The organism is Mesorhizobium sp. WSM4976, from assembly GCF_029625685.1.
In the GTDB taxonomy this organism is placed as follows: domain Bacteria; phylum Pseudomonadota; class Alphaproteobacteria; order Rhizobiales; family Rhizobiaceae; genus Mesorhizobium.
Genome location: NZ_JARTVT010000004.1, coordinates 270,176 through 283,644, shown reverse-complemented (window position 1 = coordinate 283,644; position 13,469 = coordinate 270,176). Strand labels below are relative to the sequence as shown.

Sequence of the window (13,469 nt, the reverse complement as noted above, 5' to 3'; positions counted from 1 at the left end):
ATGCAGGTCGCCGGCTTAGGCCTCTTCCGCGTCCAGGTCGTCGTCGAGGCGCTTTTCCAACTCGACGAGATCGGCCGGCAAGGGCAGGCCCATGGCGCGGAGTTCCCGCAATTTCTCGCGCAGCTGCTCCTGGATCTCGCGGTCGTCCTCGGGCTGGTTGATCATTTCCTGCAGCAGGAGGTCGATCTGGGCCTTGATTGCTTCCAACGCCATTTTTTTCTCCCTCTGCAGCTGCCGCGACCCTAGGTGTGGCGAGATTCAGATCAGCCCGAGTCGAGAACGGTGGCTTCCGAGAACCGGAGCGGAGCGTACTTTACTTAAAGTACGTGAGCACCGGAAGCGCAGGAAGCCGTCGTTCGCAGGCCGGCCCCACCTGAATACCGATACACCTAACGCAGCATGCGCGAAATCAGCTGTGCCGTATAATCGACCATCGGCACGATGCGGGCGTAATTCAGCCTTGTTGGACCGATGACGCCGAGCGCGCCGATGACGCGGGCGTCCTTGTCGCGATAGGGGGCGACGACCAGCGACGAGCCGGACAGCGAAAACAGCTTGTTCTCCGAACCGATGAAGATGCGCACGCCCGGCCCTTCCTCGGCCAGGTCGAGCAGCTGCAGCAGCCCGTCCTGCGTCTCCAGGTCTTCGAACAGATGGCGCAGCAGTTCGAGGTCGGCCTGGGCGGTGACATTTTCCAGCAGGTTGGCGCGGCCTCGCACGATGAGGCGCGCCGGCAGGCCACTTTCGGCGCCGGCCCAGACCGCCAGGCCCTTCTCGACCAGATCCTGCGACAGCGTGTCGAGGGCGGATTTGGTTTCGTCCTTGATGCGGGCGATCTCTACGCGCGCCTCGGCAAGCGTGCGGCCCCTGATATGGGCGTTGAGGAAATTGGACGCCTCATGCAGCTGCGAGACGGTAATGCCGGCCGGCAGGTCGACGACGCGGTTCTCGACGTCGCCGTTCTGCGACACCAGCACGGCAAGCGCCTTGGTGGGCTCGAGCTGGATGAATTCGATGTGCTTCAGCGCCACCTCGTTCTTGGAGGCAAGCACGAGGCCGGCGCCGCGCGACATGCCGGACAGCATCTGGCTGGCCTCGGTCAGCATATGCTCCAGCGTCGCGCCTGAGCCCGAGGCGCGCACCTGCGCCTCGATGGCGCGGCGCTCGTCGTCGGAAAGGTCGCCGAGCTCCATGAAGGCGTCGACGAAGAAACGCAGGCCGGTCTGGGTCGGCAGCCGCCCGGCGGAAACATGCGGCGCGTAGATCAGCCCCAGATGCTCGAGGTCGCTCATCACGTTGCGGATGGTGGCCGGCGACAGCGAGGAGGGCAGGATACGCGACAGGCTGCGCGAACCGACCGGCTCGCCGTCGCGCAGATAAGAATCGACAATCCGCCGGAAAATATCGCGCGAGCGCATGTCGAGTGACTGAAGCACGGGCGACTGAAACCCGGGTGACTGCGACGTCGGATCGACTGGTTTGTTCATTCCGGCGAGAAACCTCCTTCAGAAAAGATATAGACTTAAGCCACAGCGGCGCAACCCGGTGCCGCTTTTGCGTTCACGGTGCCGCGTTCGCGGTCGCGCGGGCGTTTTCCTTTGCGCCGTGCTGCGCATGCGTCTACAAGCCGCCGACGAATCCGGGAAAGAACAGAAAGAACCTCGATGCGCCCCTCCAAACGCCAAGCCGACGAAATGCGCGCCATCTCCTTCGAGCGCGGCGTCTCCAAGCATGCCGAAGGCTCTTGCCTGGTGAAGTTCGGCGACACGCATGTCTTGTGCACCGCGAGCCTGGAGGAAAAAGTGCCGGCCTGGATGCGCAATTCCGGCAAGGGCTGGGTGACGGCGGAATACGGCATGCTGCCGCGCTCGACCGGCGAGCGCATGCGGCGCGAGGCCTCAGCCGGCAAGCAGGGCGGCCGCACGCTGGAGATCCAGCGGCTGATCGGCCGGAGCTTGCGCGCCGTGGTCGATCTGCAGGCGCTGGGCGAACAGCAGATCACCGTCGACTGCGACGTCATCCAGGCCGATGGCGGCACCCGCACCGCCTCGATCACCGGCGGCTGGGTGGCGCTCTATGATTGCCTTCGCTGGATGGAAGCACGCCAGATGGTCAGCGTCTCCAAGGTGCTGAAGGACCATGTCGCGGCGATTTCCTGCGGCATCCATGACGGTCAGCCGGTCATCGACCTCGATTACCTCGAGGATTCCTCGGCCGGCACCGACGCCAACTTCGTCATGACCGGCAAGGGCGGCATCGTCGAGATCCAGGGGACGGCCGAGGGCGAGCCTTTCTCAGAGGATCAGTTCGCGGCGCTGATGGCCTTGGCGAAGAAGGGCATTTCGCGGCTGGTGAGCCTGCAGCAGATGGCGGTAGCGTAGGGTACTTATGAGACCTTCCGCCATCCTCGAATCGGCTCTTTACGTCACCGATCTGGCTGCGGCGGAGGCATTTTTTCGCGACATCATAGGTCTCAAGCCACTAGGCAAAGTCGAGGGTCGGCACGTCTTCTTCCGCTGCGGCGATGGCGTATTGCTTCTCTTCAACGCCGAGGCGACGAAAATCCCGCCGGCGCCGGGCGCTCGCCTGAAGGTGCCGCCGCATGGCACGGCCGGCGAGGGCCATCTCTGCTTTGCCGCAACCGCCGAAGAGATCGCTGCGTGGCGCGACCATCTCGCCGCCAGCAACATCGCCATCGAAAGCGATTTCGAATGGCCGCAGGGCGGGCACTCGATCTATATCCGCGACCCGTCTGGCAATTCGATCGAGTTCGCCGAGCCAAGGATCTGGGGCCTCTGATGCATTCTTTGAACGGAAAGAAGATCGTCGTCGCCAGCCACAATGCTGGCAAGCTGCGCGAATTTGCCGAGCTGATGGCGCCGTTCGGCTTCGAGGCGAAATCCGCCAGGGACTACGGCCTGCCCGAGCCGGACGAGACCGGCACGACCTTCGAGGAGAATGCCTATATCAAGGCCTTCGCCGCCGCCAAGGCGACCGGCCTGCCGGCGCTGTCTGACGATTCCGGACTCTGCGTCGACGCATTGGCCGGCGCGCCAGGCGTCTATACCGCCAATTGGGCCGAAAAGCCGGACGGCAGCAGGGATTTCGGCATGGCCATGCAAAAGACGGAAACGGCGCTGCAGGAAGTCCGAGCGACGGAACCCGCGCAGCGCACCGGCCGCTTCGTCGCCGTCATCTGCCTGGCATTTCCCGACGGCGAAGCCGAATATTATCGCGGCGAGGCCGAGGGAACGCTGGTGTGGCCGCCGCGCGGCACGCTGGGCTTCGGCTACGACCCGGTCTTCCTGCCCAACGGGCTCGACAAGACTTTTGGCGAAATGAGCGCGGAAGAAAAGCATGGCTGGAAGCCCGGCCAGACGACGGCGCTTTCGCACCGCGCCCGCGCCTTCCAGAAATTCGCCGAAGCGCGATTGGATTTGGTGCGATCAGGACCAGCATGAGCGCCGTGACGATACCGCTCGACCGCAGCCCCGGCTTCGGCGTCTATATCCACTGGCCGTTCTGCGCGGCCAAGTGCCCTTACTGCGACTTCAACAGCCATGTCCGCCACCAGCCGGTCGACCAGGAGCGCTTCGCCCGCGCCTTCGAGACGGAGCTTGCGACCATGCGCGCCCGCACCGGGCCGCGCGAGGTGACCAGCATCTTCCTCGGCGGCGGCACGCCGTCGCTGATGAAGCCGGAAACGGTGGGCGCGGTGCTGGATGCGGTGGCGAAGAACTGGACGGTGCCGGCCGGCATCGAGGTGACGCTGGAAGCCAACCCGTCCTCGGTCGAAGCCGAGCGCTTCCGCGGCTATCGCGCCGCCGGCGTCAACCGCGTCTCGCTCGGCGTGCAGGCGCTGAACGACAAGGACCTGCGCTTCCTCGGCCGGCTGCACAATGTCGAGGAGGCGCTTTATGCCATCGGGCTTGCGCGCGAGATCTTTCCGCGCCTCTCCTTCGACCTGATCTACGTGCGGCCCGGCCAGACGCCGGAGGTATGGGGCGCGGAGCTGGAGCAGGCGATCGGCTATGCCGTCGACCATCTTTCGCTTTACCAACTCACCATCGAGGAGGGCACGCCCTTCCACGCGCTCTACGCGGCGAAGAAATTCACGTTGCCCGACAACGACCATGCCGCCGACCTCTACGCGCTGACGCAGGAGGTGACGGCGGCGCATGGGCTGCCGGCCTACGAGATTTCCAACCACGCCCGGCCGGGCGCCGAGAGCCGGCACAACCTCACCTACTGGCGCTATGGCGAATATGTCGGCGTCGGTCCGGGCGCGCATGGGCGCTTCGTCGAGAACGGCCGCCGCACGGTGACGATAGCGGAGAGGATGCCGGAGACCTGGGCCAATCTCGTCGAGGCCAAGGGCCATGGCGTCACCGGCGGCGAGGTCCTGACACGCGCGGAAGAGGCCGACGAGTTCCTGCTGATGGGATTGCGACTCGCCGAAGGCATCGACCTGCAGCGCTACGAGGCGCTGTCAGGGCGCGGGCTGTCGAGCGCAAGGCTTTCGGTGCTGCAGGAAGAGGGGCTGGTGGCGCCGGTCGGCAATGCAAGGCTGCGCGCCACGACCGCCGGCATGATCGTGCTGGATGCGGTGGTGGCGGATTTGGCGCGGTAGAGCAGCAGCCAACTTGTTTGCCAGCCTGCGCGATGATGTTAGATATTTGGCTTAGCTAGCCGAATGTTATTTCCATGCATCCGATGGGACCTGCAATGAAGTTCCTGATCCATGAGACGCTGAGAACTTTAAATACGGATGACGTTTTTGAGTTTGGGTTGGGTGAGATCATCAAATCCCTAGAACACGATGATATCTACGAGGCAAATGCTGTGTTCCGTAGAAATGGGAAAGAACGAACCCACAAAGTGCCGGGACTCTCAGAATTCGACGTGGTGCGCGGATTTATGACGTATATTGGAATAAATCTTAGGGCAGCCGCAAAGAACGACCTCGTTGAATTCGACCTAAACGGACTTACCCTGGATCAATACATACCGCTGACCAAGACGATCCGGGATATCTGGGATGAGTAATTGGCACCTTTGGACCGGCGCTGACAGGTCTTGAAAAACGTCCTCTTCGTCTGCAGCCAGAACCGCCTGCGCAGCCCGACCGCCGAGCAGGTGTTTTCCAAGCGCCGCGACATCGAGGTGGAATCGGCCGGCACCAATCATGACGCCGACAACCCGCTGACGCATGAGCTGGTCGCCTGGGCCGACATCATCTTCGTCATGGAGAAGGCGCATCGCGCCAAGCTGCAGAAGAAGTTCCGGGCGAGCCTGAAGGGCGCCAGGGTGATCTGCCTGGACATCCCGGACGACTACGAGTTCATGGATCCGGAACTGGTGCGGCTGCTGGAAGTGAGGGTCGGCAGATACCTTTGAAAGAGGCGAATGCCTCTCGCGTTCGTCATTCTCGGGCTTGACCCGAGAATCCATGCCGTGACTTTGGCCATAGGGTGCAGCGGAGCAGAATTCGGCACCGTCAGCGACGCTTCAATGTAACGGCATGGATCCTAGGGTCTGCGCTGCGTCGCTTCGCTCCTTGCTTCGCCCTAGGGTGACGAAGCGAGAGCCGTCAGCGCTCACGAGCGGCGCTTTACGCGTCGTGCTTCTGGCGATGCTTGCCGCGGTGCTTTTCGCCATGCGCCTCGTCGTGACGCACGGGCTTCGAATCGCCCTTGTCTCGGCGTCCGCCGCTCTGAGCGGCAATCGGGTGTGGGGGGATGCCCTCGCGGGCGGTCTTGCTTTCAAGTCGGCTGATGAAGATGTCGAAGCGATTGGGCATCGTTCGGTCCTGCCTCCTCCCGGGGAATCAGGGGTTAAATTCGCCGCTGTGGGTTTCGTTCCGCACTGTGGCAAAGGCATGGCGATTTCCTTGACCCGACCTCACGTTTTGCAACGAAGCGTCAGCCATGCCAAACAAGGCCGGTTATGAGGGGCAATCGGTGACCGGCGACAAACGCAGCTACCTGATCGGACAGACCGAGATCGCGGCGCGGCCGCTCGCGGCGGCGCTCTATCTGGTGGCGACGCCGATCGGCAATCTGGCCGACATCACGCTGCGCGCGCTGGAGACGCTGGCCGCCGCCGACATCGTCGCCTGTGAGGACACGCGCGTCTCGCGCGTGCTGCTCGAACGCTACGGTATCCGGCGGCGCACCACCGCCTATCACGAGCACAATGCCCAGGAAGCCGGGCCGAAGCTCATCGAGGCGCTGGCGGCGGGGCAAAGCGTGGCGCTGATTTCGGACGCCGGCACGCCGCTGGTTTCCGATCCCGGATACCGGCTGGTCGGCGAGGCACTGGAGCAAGGTATCCGCGTCGTGCCGATCCCGGGACCTTCGGCCGCGCTCGCGGCGCTGACCGCCTCGGGCTTGCCCTCCGACGCCTTCCTGTTCGCCGGTTTCCTGCCCGTGAAAGCTGGACAACGACTGACCAAGCTTGAAACCTTCAAGGCGGTGCCGGCGACGCTGATCTTCTTCGAATCGCCCAGACGGCTGGCCGAGACGCTCGCCGCCATGGTCGAGGCGCTGGGCGGAGAACGCAAAGCCGCGATCGGGCGCGAGCTGACCAAGACCTTCGAGGAGATGCGCACCGGAACGCTGGCCGAACTGGCGGATCATTATGCGGCTGCCGACACGCCGAAGGGCGAGATCGTCGTCTGCGTCGGCCCGCCGGAAGCGACGGAGGAAGAGCCGGCCGATATCGACCGGCTGCTGCTCTCGCTCGCCGCCGAAATGCCCGCCTCCAAGGCGGCAGCGGAGGCGGCGAAGATGACCGGCGGCCAGAAGCAGGCGCTTTACCGGCGGCTCTTGGAGCTGAAAGACAGACCATGACCCCAAATGCGGAAGCCTGCTTTTTTGATGAGATCATGGCAACGCAGAAAGATGGCTGAACGCACGGCCGGACATAGGCGAAAGGCCTATCGTCGCGGCCATCGCGGCGAATGGCTGGCGGCACTGGCGCTGATGCTGAAAGGCTACCGGATCCTGGCGCGTCGTCACCGCACCAGGCTCGGCGAGATCGACCTGATTGCAAGACGCGGCGATCTCGTGCTGTTCGTCGAGGTCAAGGCGCGCCGCACGCTGATCGAGGCGATGGAAGCGATCGGCCGTGAATCAGAGCGCCGGATCGAGGGCGCCGCGGATTTGTGGCTGTCGCGCCAGCCCGACTATGGCAGGCTTTCGATGCTTTTCGACATGGTGGCGGTGCTGCCCTGGCGCTGGCCGGTGCATGTCGAGAACGCGTTTTATGGAAGGAATTGAGGGTCTCACCCCCAAACCATCAACGCCGCCAGCCCGGCGATCCCCACCAGCAGCCGCCACCAGCCGAACAGCGCGTAGCCTCTGCGCGAGACGTAATCGAGCAGGAAGCGAACCACGATGAGCGCGGCGACGAAGGCGGCGATGAAGCCGACGGAAATGATCGGCAGGTCTGCCGAGGTCAGCACGTTGCGGTTCTTGAACAGGTCGAAGGCGAAGGCGCCGACCATGGTGGGCATTGCAAGAAAGAAGGAGAACTCGGCCGCCGCGCGCTTGTCGACGCCCATCAGCAGCGCGCCGACGATTGTGGAGCCGGAGCGCGAAGTGCCGGGGATCAGCGACAGGCACTGGAACAGGCCGATCTTGAGATAAACGCTCAACGGGAAGCGCTCGACGTTGTGATGCACCGGCTTGAAGTTGATCCGGTCGACGACGAGCAGCACCACACCGCCGATGATCAGCATGATGCAGATCAGCCTGGGCGATTCGAACAATATGGTCTTGATGAAATCATGCGTCAGCGCGCCGATCACCGCCGCCGGCAGGAAGGCAACCAGGATGCCGATGACGAAATGCCTTATTTGCGGGTCGCTGGGCAGCTTGACCAGCATCTGCCAGAGCTTGCCGAAATAGACGCTGAGGATCGCCAGGATGGCGCCGAGCTGGATCAGGATCTCGAAGGCCTTGCCGGTCGAATGGAAGCCGAGGAAGTGGCCCGCGAGCAGGATGTGACCGGTCGAGGACACCGGGATGAACTCGGTCAGGCCCTCCAAAAGCCCAAGCAGCAGCGCTTCGACGATGGTCTGGCTTTCCATGGCAACCTCAGATTTCGGGGATAGATGGGGACAACGGCTTGCTTGTCACGGCGCGGAAGTCCCCCTATAGGTCGCAACACCGTGACGGCCGCATGACGGGCCGCCAAGACTTACCGGCGCGGGTAACGATTCGCCAGTGCGCCCTATCATCGCGGAACCATGCTGACGCTTTTCCATCATCCCATGTTCGCCACCTGCCGGTTCGTGCGCCTCGCCTTCGGCGAGTATGGCGAGGAGCTGGCGCTGATCGAGGAAAAGCCGTGGACGCGGCGCAAGGAGTTCCTGGCGCTGAATCCTGCAGGCACGCTGCCGATCCTGCTCGCCGAAGGCGACGTGCCGATCGTCGGCGCCATGGTAATCGCCGAATATCTCGACGAGACGCGCGGGGTGCTCAAGCGCGACAAGCGGCTGTTCGCCGAGGACCCCATGCAGCGCGCCGAAATCCGCCGGCTGACCGACTGGTACTTGGCGAAGGCCGAAAGCGAGGTCACCCGCCATCTGGTCCGCGAGCGCGTGCTGAAGCCGGTCATGCCGGAAACCGCCGGCGGCGGCTCGCCCGATTCGGCGGCGATCCGCGCCGCCCGCGCCAACATCCGCCAGCACATGAAATACACCAACTGGCTGGCCGGCACGCGCCATTGGCTGGCCGGCAACAAGGTGACCTATGCCGACCTCGCGGCGGCGGCGACGCTTTCGGTGCTCGACTATCTCGGCGAGATCGAGTGGCGCGAACACAGCGCCGCGCGCGAATGGTACACGCGGGTCAAATCGCGGCCGTCGTTCAGGCCGCTGCTTTCCGACCGGGTGCGCGGCCTGTCGCCGGTATCGCATTATGCGGACCTCGACTTCTGAAAAACTTCGCGCGCTGATCGAGGCGGAGGCGCGCCGCGCCGGCTTCGAGGCGGTCGCCCTGACGCGCCCGGACGCGATCCCGCTGGCGCCGGCAAGGCTTGCCGAATTCGTTTCCGACGGTTTCCACGGCTCGATGGCGTGGATCGCCGAGACGCTTGAGCGCCGAGCCGAGCCCTCGACGCTGTGGCCGGAGGTGCGCTCGATCGTCGTGCTGGCGATGAATTACGGCCCTGACCATGATCCGCGCGACATTCTCGCAAGGCCCGACCGCGGCGCGATCTCGGTCTATGCGCAAAACCGCGACTATCACGACGTGATGAAAGGCCGGCTGAAGGAGATCGCCGGCAAGATCGTGGCCAAAGCCGGCGGCGACGTGAAAGTGTTCGTCGACACGGCGCCGGTGATGGAAAAACCGCTGGCAGAGGCGGCGGGGCTCGGCTGGCAGGGCAAGCACACCAACCTCGTCAGCCGCGCGCATGGCTCCTGGCTGTTCCTCGGCACGATCTTCACCACGGCCGAGCTCGAGCCGGACGCGGCCGAGATCGACCATTGCGGTTCCTGCCGCGCCTGCCTCGATGCCTGCCCGACCGATGCTTTTCCGGCGCCCTACCGGCTCGACGCGCGGCGTTGCATCTCCTATCTCACAATCGAGAACAAGGGGCCGATCCCGCGCGAATTCCGCGAAAAGATCGGCAACCGGATCTATGGCTGCGACGACTGCCTGGCCGCCTGTCCGTGGAACAAGTTCGCCAGCGCCGCATCCGAAGCGAAGCTTGCCGCGCGGGCCGATCTGCGCGTGCCGAAGCTTTCGGAGCTGCTGGTGCTCGACGATGCGGCGTTTCGTGCCTTCTTCTCTGGCTCGCCGATCAAGCGCATCGGCCGCGACCGTTTTGTTCGCAACGTGCTGATCGCTGCCGGCAATTCGGGCGACGCTTCACTGACGCCGATCGTGCGCGGGCTGCTCGGCGACGCCTCGCCGCTGGTGCGGGGTGCGGCAATCTGGGCCCTGTCGCGACTGTTGCCCGATCGCGAATTTGGCGAGCTTGCCGCCACGGTTTCGAGGACCGAAACCGATGTAGCGGTCCAAGAGGAATGGCTGGCGGTAGCGGCATCTGCCGTGGAGGCCGATTGAGGGTTCATCGATGAGCGAAAGACGTTTCTTCATTTTCGGCGCCGGCTATTCGGGCAAGGCTTTCGCGCGGGCCAATGCCCAACATGCGCCGATCTTCGGCACGACCCGGGCGCCGGAAAGGTTCGGGGCGCTGCGGTCGGCCGGTGTCGAGCCGCTGCAGTTCGACGGCGCGCTGTCGCCGGAACTCGGCGAAGCGCTCGCCAGGACCACGCATCTCATCGTCTCGGTCGCTCCCGACGACACCGGCGACCCGGTGCTGAACGCCGCCGGCGATGCGCTGCGGGAAAAGATGCCGGCGCTGGAATGGATCGCCTATCTCTCCACCGTCGGCGTCTATGGCGACCATGGCGGCGCCTGGGTGGACGAGACCAGCGACTGCCGGCCGGTGTCGAAGCGCTCGGTGATGCGGGTGGCGGCCGAGCAGCAATGGCTGGCGCTTGGCCGGGAGATCGGCAAGCCGGTGGCGGTGCTGCGGCTTTCCGGAATCTACGGGCCGGGTCGCAATGCGCTGGCCAATCTGGAGGACGGCACGGCGCGGCGGCTGGTCAAGCAGGACCAAGTGTTCAACCGCATCCATTGCGACGATATCGCAGGCGCGCTGTGGCTGCTCGCCGACAACAGTCTCGGCGGGATTTTCAACGTCACCGACGACGAGCCGGCGCCGCCGCAGGATGTCGTGGCCTACGCCGCAGGGCTGATGGGCGTCGAGCCGCCGCCCGAAATTCCCTTCGAGACCGCCCAACTTTCGCCCATGGCGCGGTCTTTCTATGGCGAGAACAAGCGCGTCGCCAACAAGGCGATCAAGGTGGCCGGCTATCGTTTTCGGTTCCCCGACTATCGGGTGGCGCTGGAGCGAATGTGGGCCGAGGGCAACTGGCGGGACGGAGCGCCGCGCAGCCCGATGAGGCGCTGAAAATCGATGCGGGACGCGCGGCGTGGTATGATTCGTTCCTATTCGCCTGACCGTGCCGCAAACGGATAGACTGGAGAGGGATCCGGCCTGATGAACTTGCGATCACTGCCCGATAGGAAGCCGTTCCTGACCGCCGCGCTGGCGTTGGTGACCTTGGCAGCGCTGGCGGCGGCCGCGATTTCGGCCGAACCGCGCGCCAAGGACCTGTTCGGCGCCAAGAAACTGCCGGCGGTGGTGCCCGCGCAATCCTTCGGCTTCTACTCCAAGGGCTGCTTCGCCGGTGGCGTCGCCCTGCCGATGGAAGGCCCGACCTGGGAAGTGATGCGCCCCTCGCGCAACCGGCGCTGGGGTCATCCGGCCATGATCGCGCTTATCGAGAAACTCGCGCGTGACGCGGTAGCCGATGGCTGGCCAGGGCTTCTGGTCGGCGACGTCTCGCAGCCGCGCGGCGGACCGATGATGACCGGCCATGCCTCGCATCAGATCGGGCTCGACGCGGACGTCTGGCTGACGCCGATGCCGAAGCGGCCGCTGACCATGGCGCAGCGCGAATCGATGAGCGCCACGCTGATGGTCGACGAGAAGACGCATCTGGTGAAGGACGCTCTGTGGACGCCGGCGCACACAAGGCTGCTCAAGCGCGCGGCGAGCTATCCGGAAGTCGAGCGTATCCTGGTCAATCCCGGCATCAAGAAGAAGCTCTGCGACACGGTCACCGGCGACCGTTCCTGGCTGCGCAAGATCCGGCCGTTCTGGGGCCATGACTATCACTTCCACATGCGCATCGGCTGCCAGCCGGGCTCGCCGGGCTGCAAGGAGCAGGAGGCGACGCCGGCGGATGACGGCTGCGGCAAGCCGCTGGCCTGGTGGTTCACCGAGGCGCCGTGGCGGCCGAACAAGAATCCCGATGCGCCGAAGGCCCGCGACCTGATGACGATGGCCAATCTGCCGAAAGAGTGCCAGGCGGTGCTCGCCGCGACGGATGCGCCGTCGGTGGCGGCCGTGACCTACCAGGGCGGCAGCGCCACCGCGGTCGCCGCGGCCGAACCGCAGCCGAGCGGGCCGGCGGAGACGATCTCCAGCGGCAACGCCGCGATGCCGGCGGCGGCCAGCGCTTTCGCGCCGACGCCCAAGATCGGCATTCCGCTGCCAAGACCTAGACCGGGAAACTAGTGCCTCACCGTTTCACGTAAACGGCGAAACGCCCTATCTCTTTGCTTTGACGCAATTCCGGACGGAAAGCGACGGCGAAGGCGCCGAGCCTAACGGCTCACACTTTTCCTGGAATTGCTCTATGGCGCAAGCGGGCTTCCCCTTTCCGGGGTCATGCGCTAGTCAATCGATTGAAACGGCGCAGTCGCGCTGCAATGAGGACGACCAAGCGCATGGCAGGCGAAGACGAGAAGGGACTGCGGTTTCCGGTCCTGATCGGCGACATCGGTGGCACCAACGCGCGCTTCTCGATCGTGCGCGACGCCAATTCCGAAGCGACCGACCCGCAGATCGTCCAGACGGCGAATTTCAAGACCATCGACGACGCTATCCAGGCGGCGGTGCTCGACCGTTCGTCCATCCAGCCGAATTCGGCGGTGCTTGCGATTGCCGGACCGGTCGACGGCGACGAGATTCCGCTTACCAACTGCCCCTGGGTCGTGAAACCCCGGCAGATGATCGCCAATCTGGGCCTGAGCGAGGTCGTCGTGCTCAACGATTTCGAGGCGCAGGCGCTGGCCGTGGTGGCGCTCGGCGAAGAGCATATGGAAAAGATCGGCGGCGGCGCGCCGGAACCCAATGCGAGCCGCGTCGTGCTGGGCCCCGGCACGGGTCTTGGCGTCGCTGGGCTGATCTACGCGCTCGACCACTGGATACCGGTGCCAGGCGAGGGTGGGCATATGGATATCGGCCCGCGCACGTCGCGCGACTTCGAGGTGTTCCCGCATATCGACAAGCTGGAAGGCCGCATCTCCGGCGAGCAGATCCTGTGCGGACGCGGGCTGGTCAACGTCTATCGCGCCGTGGCCAGGACGGACGGCAAGCCGACGCCCTTCACGACGCCGGCCGAGGTCACCGGCGCCGCGCTCGCCAAAACCGACGCGGTGGCCGAGGAAGCGCTGGCGCTCTTCGTCACCTGTCTCGGTCGCACCGCGGGCGACCTAGCGCTGGTTTTCATGAGCCGAGGCGGCGTTTTCCTGACCGGCGGCATCGCGCAAAAGATCGTGCCAGCGCTGAAGGAGGGCAATTTCCGCGCCGCCTTCGAGGACAAGGCGCCGCACAGCGCGCTGATGCGCGAGATGCCGGTCTATGTCATCACCCATCCGCTGGCGGCGCTGCTTGGGCTTGCCGCCTACGCCAGGACACCGTCGCTGTTCGGCGTGAACACGGCGGGGCGGCACTGGCGGGCGTGACCGAGCCCGGTTCGGGCCGGCGATCGGCCGCCGCGGCGAAGTTTGGCCATAGGCAAGCCGAAGCCAGGGCGTTAA

17 protein-coding genes are annotated in these 13,469 nt (G+C 64.9%); 13 read left to right on the top strand and 4 right to left on the bottom strand.

From position 1 onward, the window contains the following. Window positions 1–15: 15 nt before the first annotated feature. Window positions 16–213 carry a hypothetical protein gene (locus tag P9272_RS07260; protein WP_128257829.1) on the bottom strand — a complete coding sequence of 66 codons (198 nt, stop codon included), beginning with the start codon at window positions 211–213 and terminating at the stop codon, window positions 16–18. A 176-nt stretch (window positions 214–389) separates the two neighbouring features. After that, window positions 390–1,487: a heat-inducible transcriptional repressor HrcA gene (hrcA, locus tag P9272_RS07255; protein WP_128257830.1), complete on the bottom strand. Its 1,098-nt coding sequence runs from the start codon at window positions 1,485–1,487 to the stop codon at window positions 390–392. A 177-nt stretch (window positions 1,488–1,664) separates the two neighbouring features. Between hrcA and rph the strand changes: the two genes are divergently transcribed. The 6 genes from rph (at window position 1,665) to P9272_RS07225 (ending at window position 5,397) form a co-directional block, all read left to right on the top strand. Next, window positions 1,665–2,381 (top strand): ribonuclease PH, encoded by a 717-nt coding sequence (gene rph, locus P9272_RS07250; protein ID WP_278159978.1) that lies wholly within the window; start codon window positions 1,665–1,667, stop codon window positions 2,379–2,381. A 7-nt stretch (window positions 2,382–2,388) separates the two neighbouring features. Then, on the top strand, window positions 2,389–2,799 hold the full coding sequence (locus tag P9272_RS07245) for a VOC family protein (RefSeq protein ID WP_278159977.1): 411 nt from the start codon (window positions 2,389–2,391) through the stop codon (window positions 2,797–2,799). Further along, on the top strand, window positions 2,799–3,461 hold the full coding sequence (gene rdgB / locus P9272_RS07240; RefSeq protein ID WP_278159976.1) for an RdgB/HAM1 family non-canonical purine NTP pyrophosphatase: 663 nt from the start codon (window positions 2,799–2,801) through the stop codon (window positions 3,459–3,461). The genes P9272_RS07245 and rdgB overlap by 1 nt, the downstream gene beginning before the upstream one ends. Then, entirely contained in the window at window positions 3,458–4,630 is a 1,173-nt protein-coding gene (hemW, locus tag P9272_RS07235; protein ID WP_278159975.1) for a radical SAM family heme chaperone HemW, read from the top strand. The genes rdgB and hemW overlap by 4 nt, the downstream gene beginning before the upstream one ends. Window positions 4,631–4,725: 95 nt before the next feature. Beyond that, window positions 4,726–5,046 carry a hypothetical protein gene (locus tag P9272_RS07230; RefSeq protein ID WP_278159974.1) on the top strand — a complete coding sequence of 107 codons (321 nt, stop codon included), beginning with the start codon at window positions 4,726–4,728 and terminating at the stop codon, window positions 5,044–5,046. Between the two features lie 30 nt (window positions 5,047–5,076). After that, window positions 5,077–5,397 carry a low molecular weight protein tyrosine phosphatase family protein gene (locus P9272_RS07225; protein ID WP_278159973.1) on the top strand — a complete coding sequence of 107 codons (321 nt, stop codon included), beginning with the start codon at window positions 5,077–5,079 and terminating at the stop codon, window positions 5,395–5,397. Window positions 5,398–5,611: 214 nt separating this feature from the next. Here P9272_RS07225 and P9272_RS07220 read toward each other — a convergent pair whose 3' ends face one another. After that, the gene (locus P9272_RS07220) at window positions 5,612–5,800 is read right to left on the bottom strand and encodes a hypothetical protein (RefSeq protein ID WP_128257835.1); all 189 of its coding nucleotides are present in this window, start codon (window positions 5,798–5,800) and stop codon (window positions 5,612–5,614) included. A 127-nt stretch (window positions 5,801–5,927) separates the two neighbouring features. Between P9272_RS07220 and rsmI the strand changes: the two genes are divergently transcribed. Then, the gene (gene rsmI / locus P9272_RS07215) at window positions 5,928–6,851 is read left to right on the top strand and encodes a 16S rRNA (cytidine(1402)-2'-O)-methyltransferase (RefSeq protein ID WP_278159972.1); all 924 of its coding nucleotides are present in this window, start codon (window positions 5,928–5,930) and stop codon (window positions 6,849–6,851) included. Between the two features lie 51 nt (window positions 6,852–6,902). Further along, window positions 6,903–7,280, top strand: a complete 378-nt coding sequence (locus P9272_RS07210) for a YraN family protein (RefSeq protein ID WP_278159971.1) — start codon at window positions 6,903–6,905, stop codon at window positions 7,278–7,280. A gap of 5 nt (window positions 7,281–7,285) precedes the next feature. Here P9272_RS07210 and P9272_RS07205 read toward each other — a convergent pair whose 3' ends face one another. Then, window positions 7,286–8,092, bottom strand: a complete 807-nt coding sequence (locus tag P9272_RS07205) for an undecaprenyl-diphosphate phosphatase (RefSeq protein ID WP_278159970.1) — start codon at window positions 8,090–8,092, stop codon at window positions 7,286–7,288. Between the two features lie 159 nt (window positions 8,093–8,251). Between P9272_RS07205 and P9272_RS07200 the strand changes: the two genes are divergently transcribed. The 5 genes from P9272_RS07200 to P9272_RS07180 all read left to right on the top strand — a co-directional run bounded on the left by P9272_RS07200 (window position 8,252) and on the right by P9272_RS07180 (window position 13,394). Next, window positions 8,252–8,944 carry a glutathione S-transferase family protein gene (locus tag P9272_RS07200; RefSeq protein WP_278159969.1) on the top strand — a complete coding sequence of 231 codons (693 nt, stop codon included), beginning with the start codon at window positions 8,252–8,254 and terminating at the stop codon, window positions 8,942–8,944. After that, a complete protein-coding gene (gene queG / locus P9272_RS07195; protein ID WP_278159968.1) occupies window positions 8,925–10,076 on the top strand; it encodes a tRNA epoxyqueuosine(34) reductase QueG in 1,152 nt (383 codons plus the stop codon). Before P9272_RS07200 ends, queG begins: the two co-directional genes overlap by 20 nt. A 10-nt stretch (window positions 10,077–10,086) precedes the next feature. Continuing rightward, window positions 10,087–10,989 (top strand): SDR family oxidoreductase, encoded by a 903-nt coding sequence (locus P9272_RS07190; protein ID WP_278159967.1) that lies wholly within the window; start codon window positions 10,087–10,089, stop codon window positions 10,987–10,989. A gap of 90 nt (window positions 10,990–11,079) precedes the next feature. Further along, window positions 11,080–12,162 carry a penicillin-insensitive murein endopeptidase gene (gene mepA / locus P9272_RS07185; protein WP_278159966.1) on the top strand — a complete coding sequence of 361 codons (1,083 nt, stop codon included), beginning with the start codon at window positions 11,080–11,082 and terminating at the stop codon, window positions 12,160–12,162. Between the two features lie 212 nt (window positions 12,163–12,374). Continuing rightward, entirely contained in the window at window positions 12,375–13,394 is a 1,020-nt protein-coding gene (locus P9272_RS07180; protein ID WP_128257842.1) for a glucokinase, read from the top strand. Window positions 13,395–13,469 lie beyond the last annotated feature (75 nt).

Excerpts from the sequence above, each read along its gene's own strand:
- P9272_RS07245 (WP_278159977.1), top strand. The coding sequence starts at position 2,389 with ATGAGACCTTCCGCCATCCTCGAATCGGCTCTTTACGTCACCGATCTG.
- P9272_RS07200 (WP_278159969.1), top strand. The coding sequence starts at position 8,252 with ATGCTGACGCTTTTCCATCATCCCATGTTCGCCACCTGCCGGTTCGTG.
- P9272_RS07230 (WP_278159974.1), top strand. The coding sequence starts at position 4,726 with ATGAAGTTCCTGATCCATGAGACGCTGAGAACTTTAAATACGGATGAC.
- P9272_RS07190 (WP_278159967.1), top strand. The coding sequence starts at position 10,087 with ATGAGCGAAAGACGTTTCTTCATTTTCGGCGCCGGCTATTCGGGCAAG.
- P9272_RS07220 (WP_128257835.1), bottom strand. The coding sequence starts at position 5,800 with ATGCCCAATCGCTTCGACATCTTCATCAGCCGACTTGAAAGCAAGACC.
- rdgB (WP_278159976.1), top strand. The coding sequence starts at position 2,799 with ATGCATTCTTTGAACGGAAAGAAGATCGTCGTCGCCAGCCACAATGCT.
- mepA (WP_278159966.1), top strand. The coding sequence starts at position 11,080 with ATGAACTTGCGATCACTGCCCGATAGGAAGCCGTTCCTGACCGCCGCG.
- rph (WP_278159978.1), top strand. The coding sequence starts at position 1,665 with ATGCGCCCCTCCAAACGCCAAGCCGACGAAATGCGCGCCATCTCCTTC.
- hemW (WP_278159975.1), top strand. The coding sequence starts at position 3,458 with ATGAGCGCCGTGACGATACCGCTCGACCGCAGCCCCGGCTTCGGCGTC.
- hrcA (WP_128257830.1), bottom strand. The coding sequence starts at position 1,487 with ATGAACAAACCAGTCGATCCGACGTCGCAGTCACCCGGGTTTCAGTCG.
- P9272_RS07205 (WP_278159970.1), bottom strand. The coding sequence starts at position 8,092 with ATGGAAAGCCAGACCATCGTCGAAGCGCTGCTGCTTGGGCTTTTGGAG.
- rsmI (WP_278159972.1), top strand. The coding sequence starts at position 5,928 with ATGCCAAACAAGGCCGGTTATGAGGGGCAATCGGTGACCGGCGACAAA.
- P9272_RS07210 (WP_278159971.1), top strand. The coding sequence starts at position 6,903 with ATGGCTGAACGCACGGCCGGACATAGGCGAAAGGCCTATCGTCGCGGC.
- P9272_RS07260 (WP_128257829.1), bottom strand. The coding sequence starts at position 213 with ATGGCGTTGGAAGCAATCAAGGCCCAGATCGACCTCCTGCTGCAGGAA.
- queG (WP_278159968.1), top strand. The coding sequence starts at position 8,925 with ATGCGGACCTCGACTTCTGAAAAACTTCGCGCGCTGATCGAGGCGGAG.
- P9272_RS07180 (WP_128257842.1), top strand. The coding sequence starts at position 12,375 with ATGGCAGGCGAAGACGAGAAGGGACTGCGGTTTCCGGTCCTGATCGGC.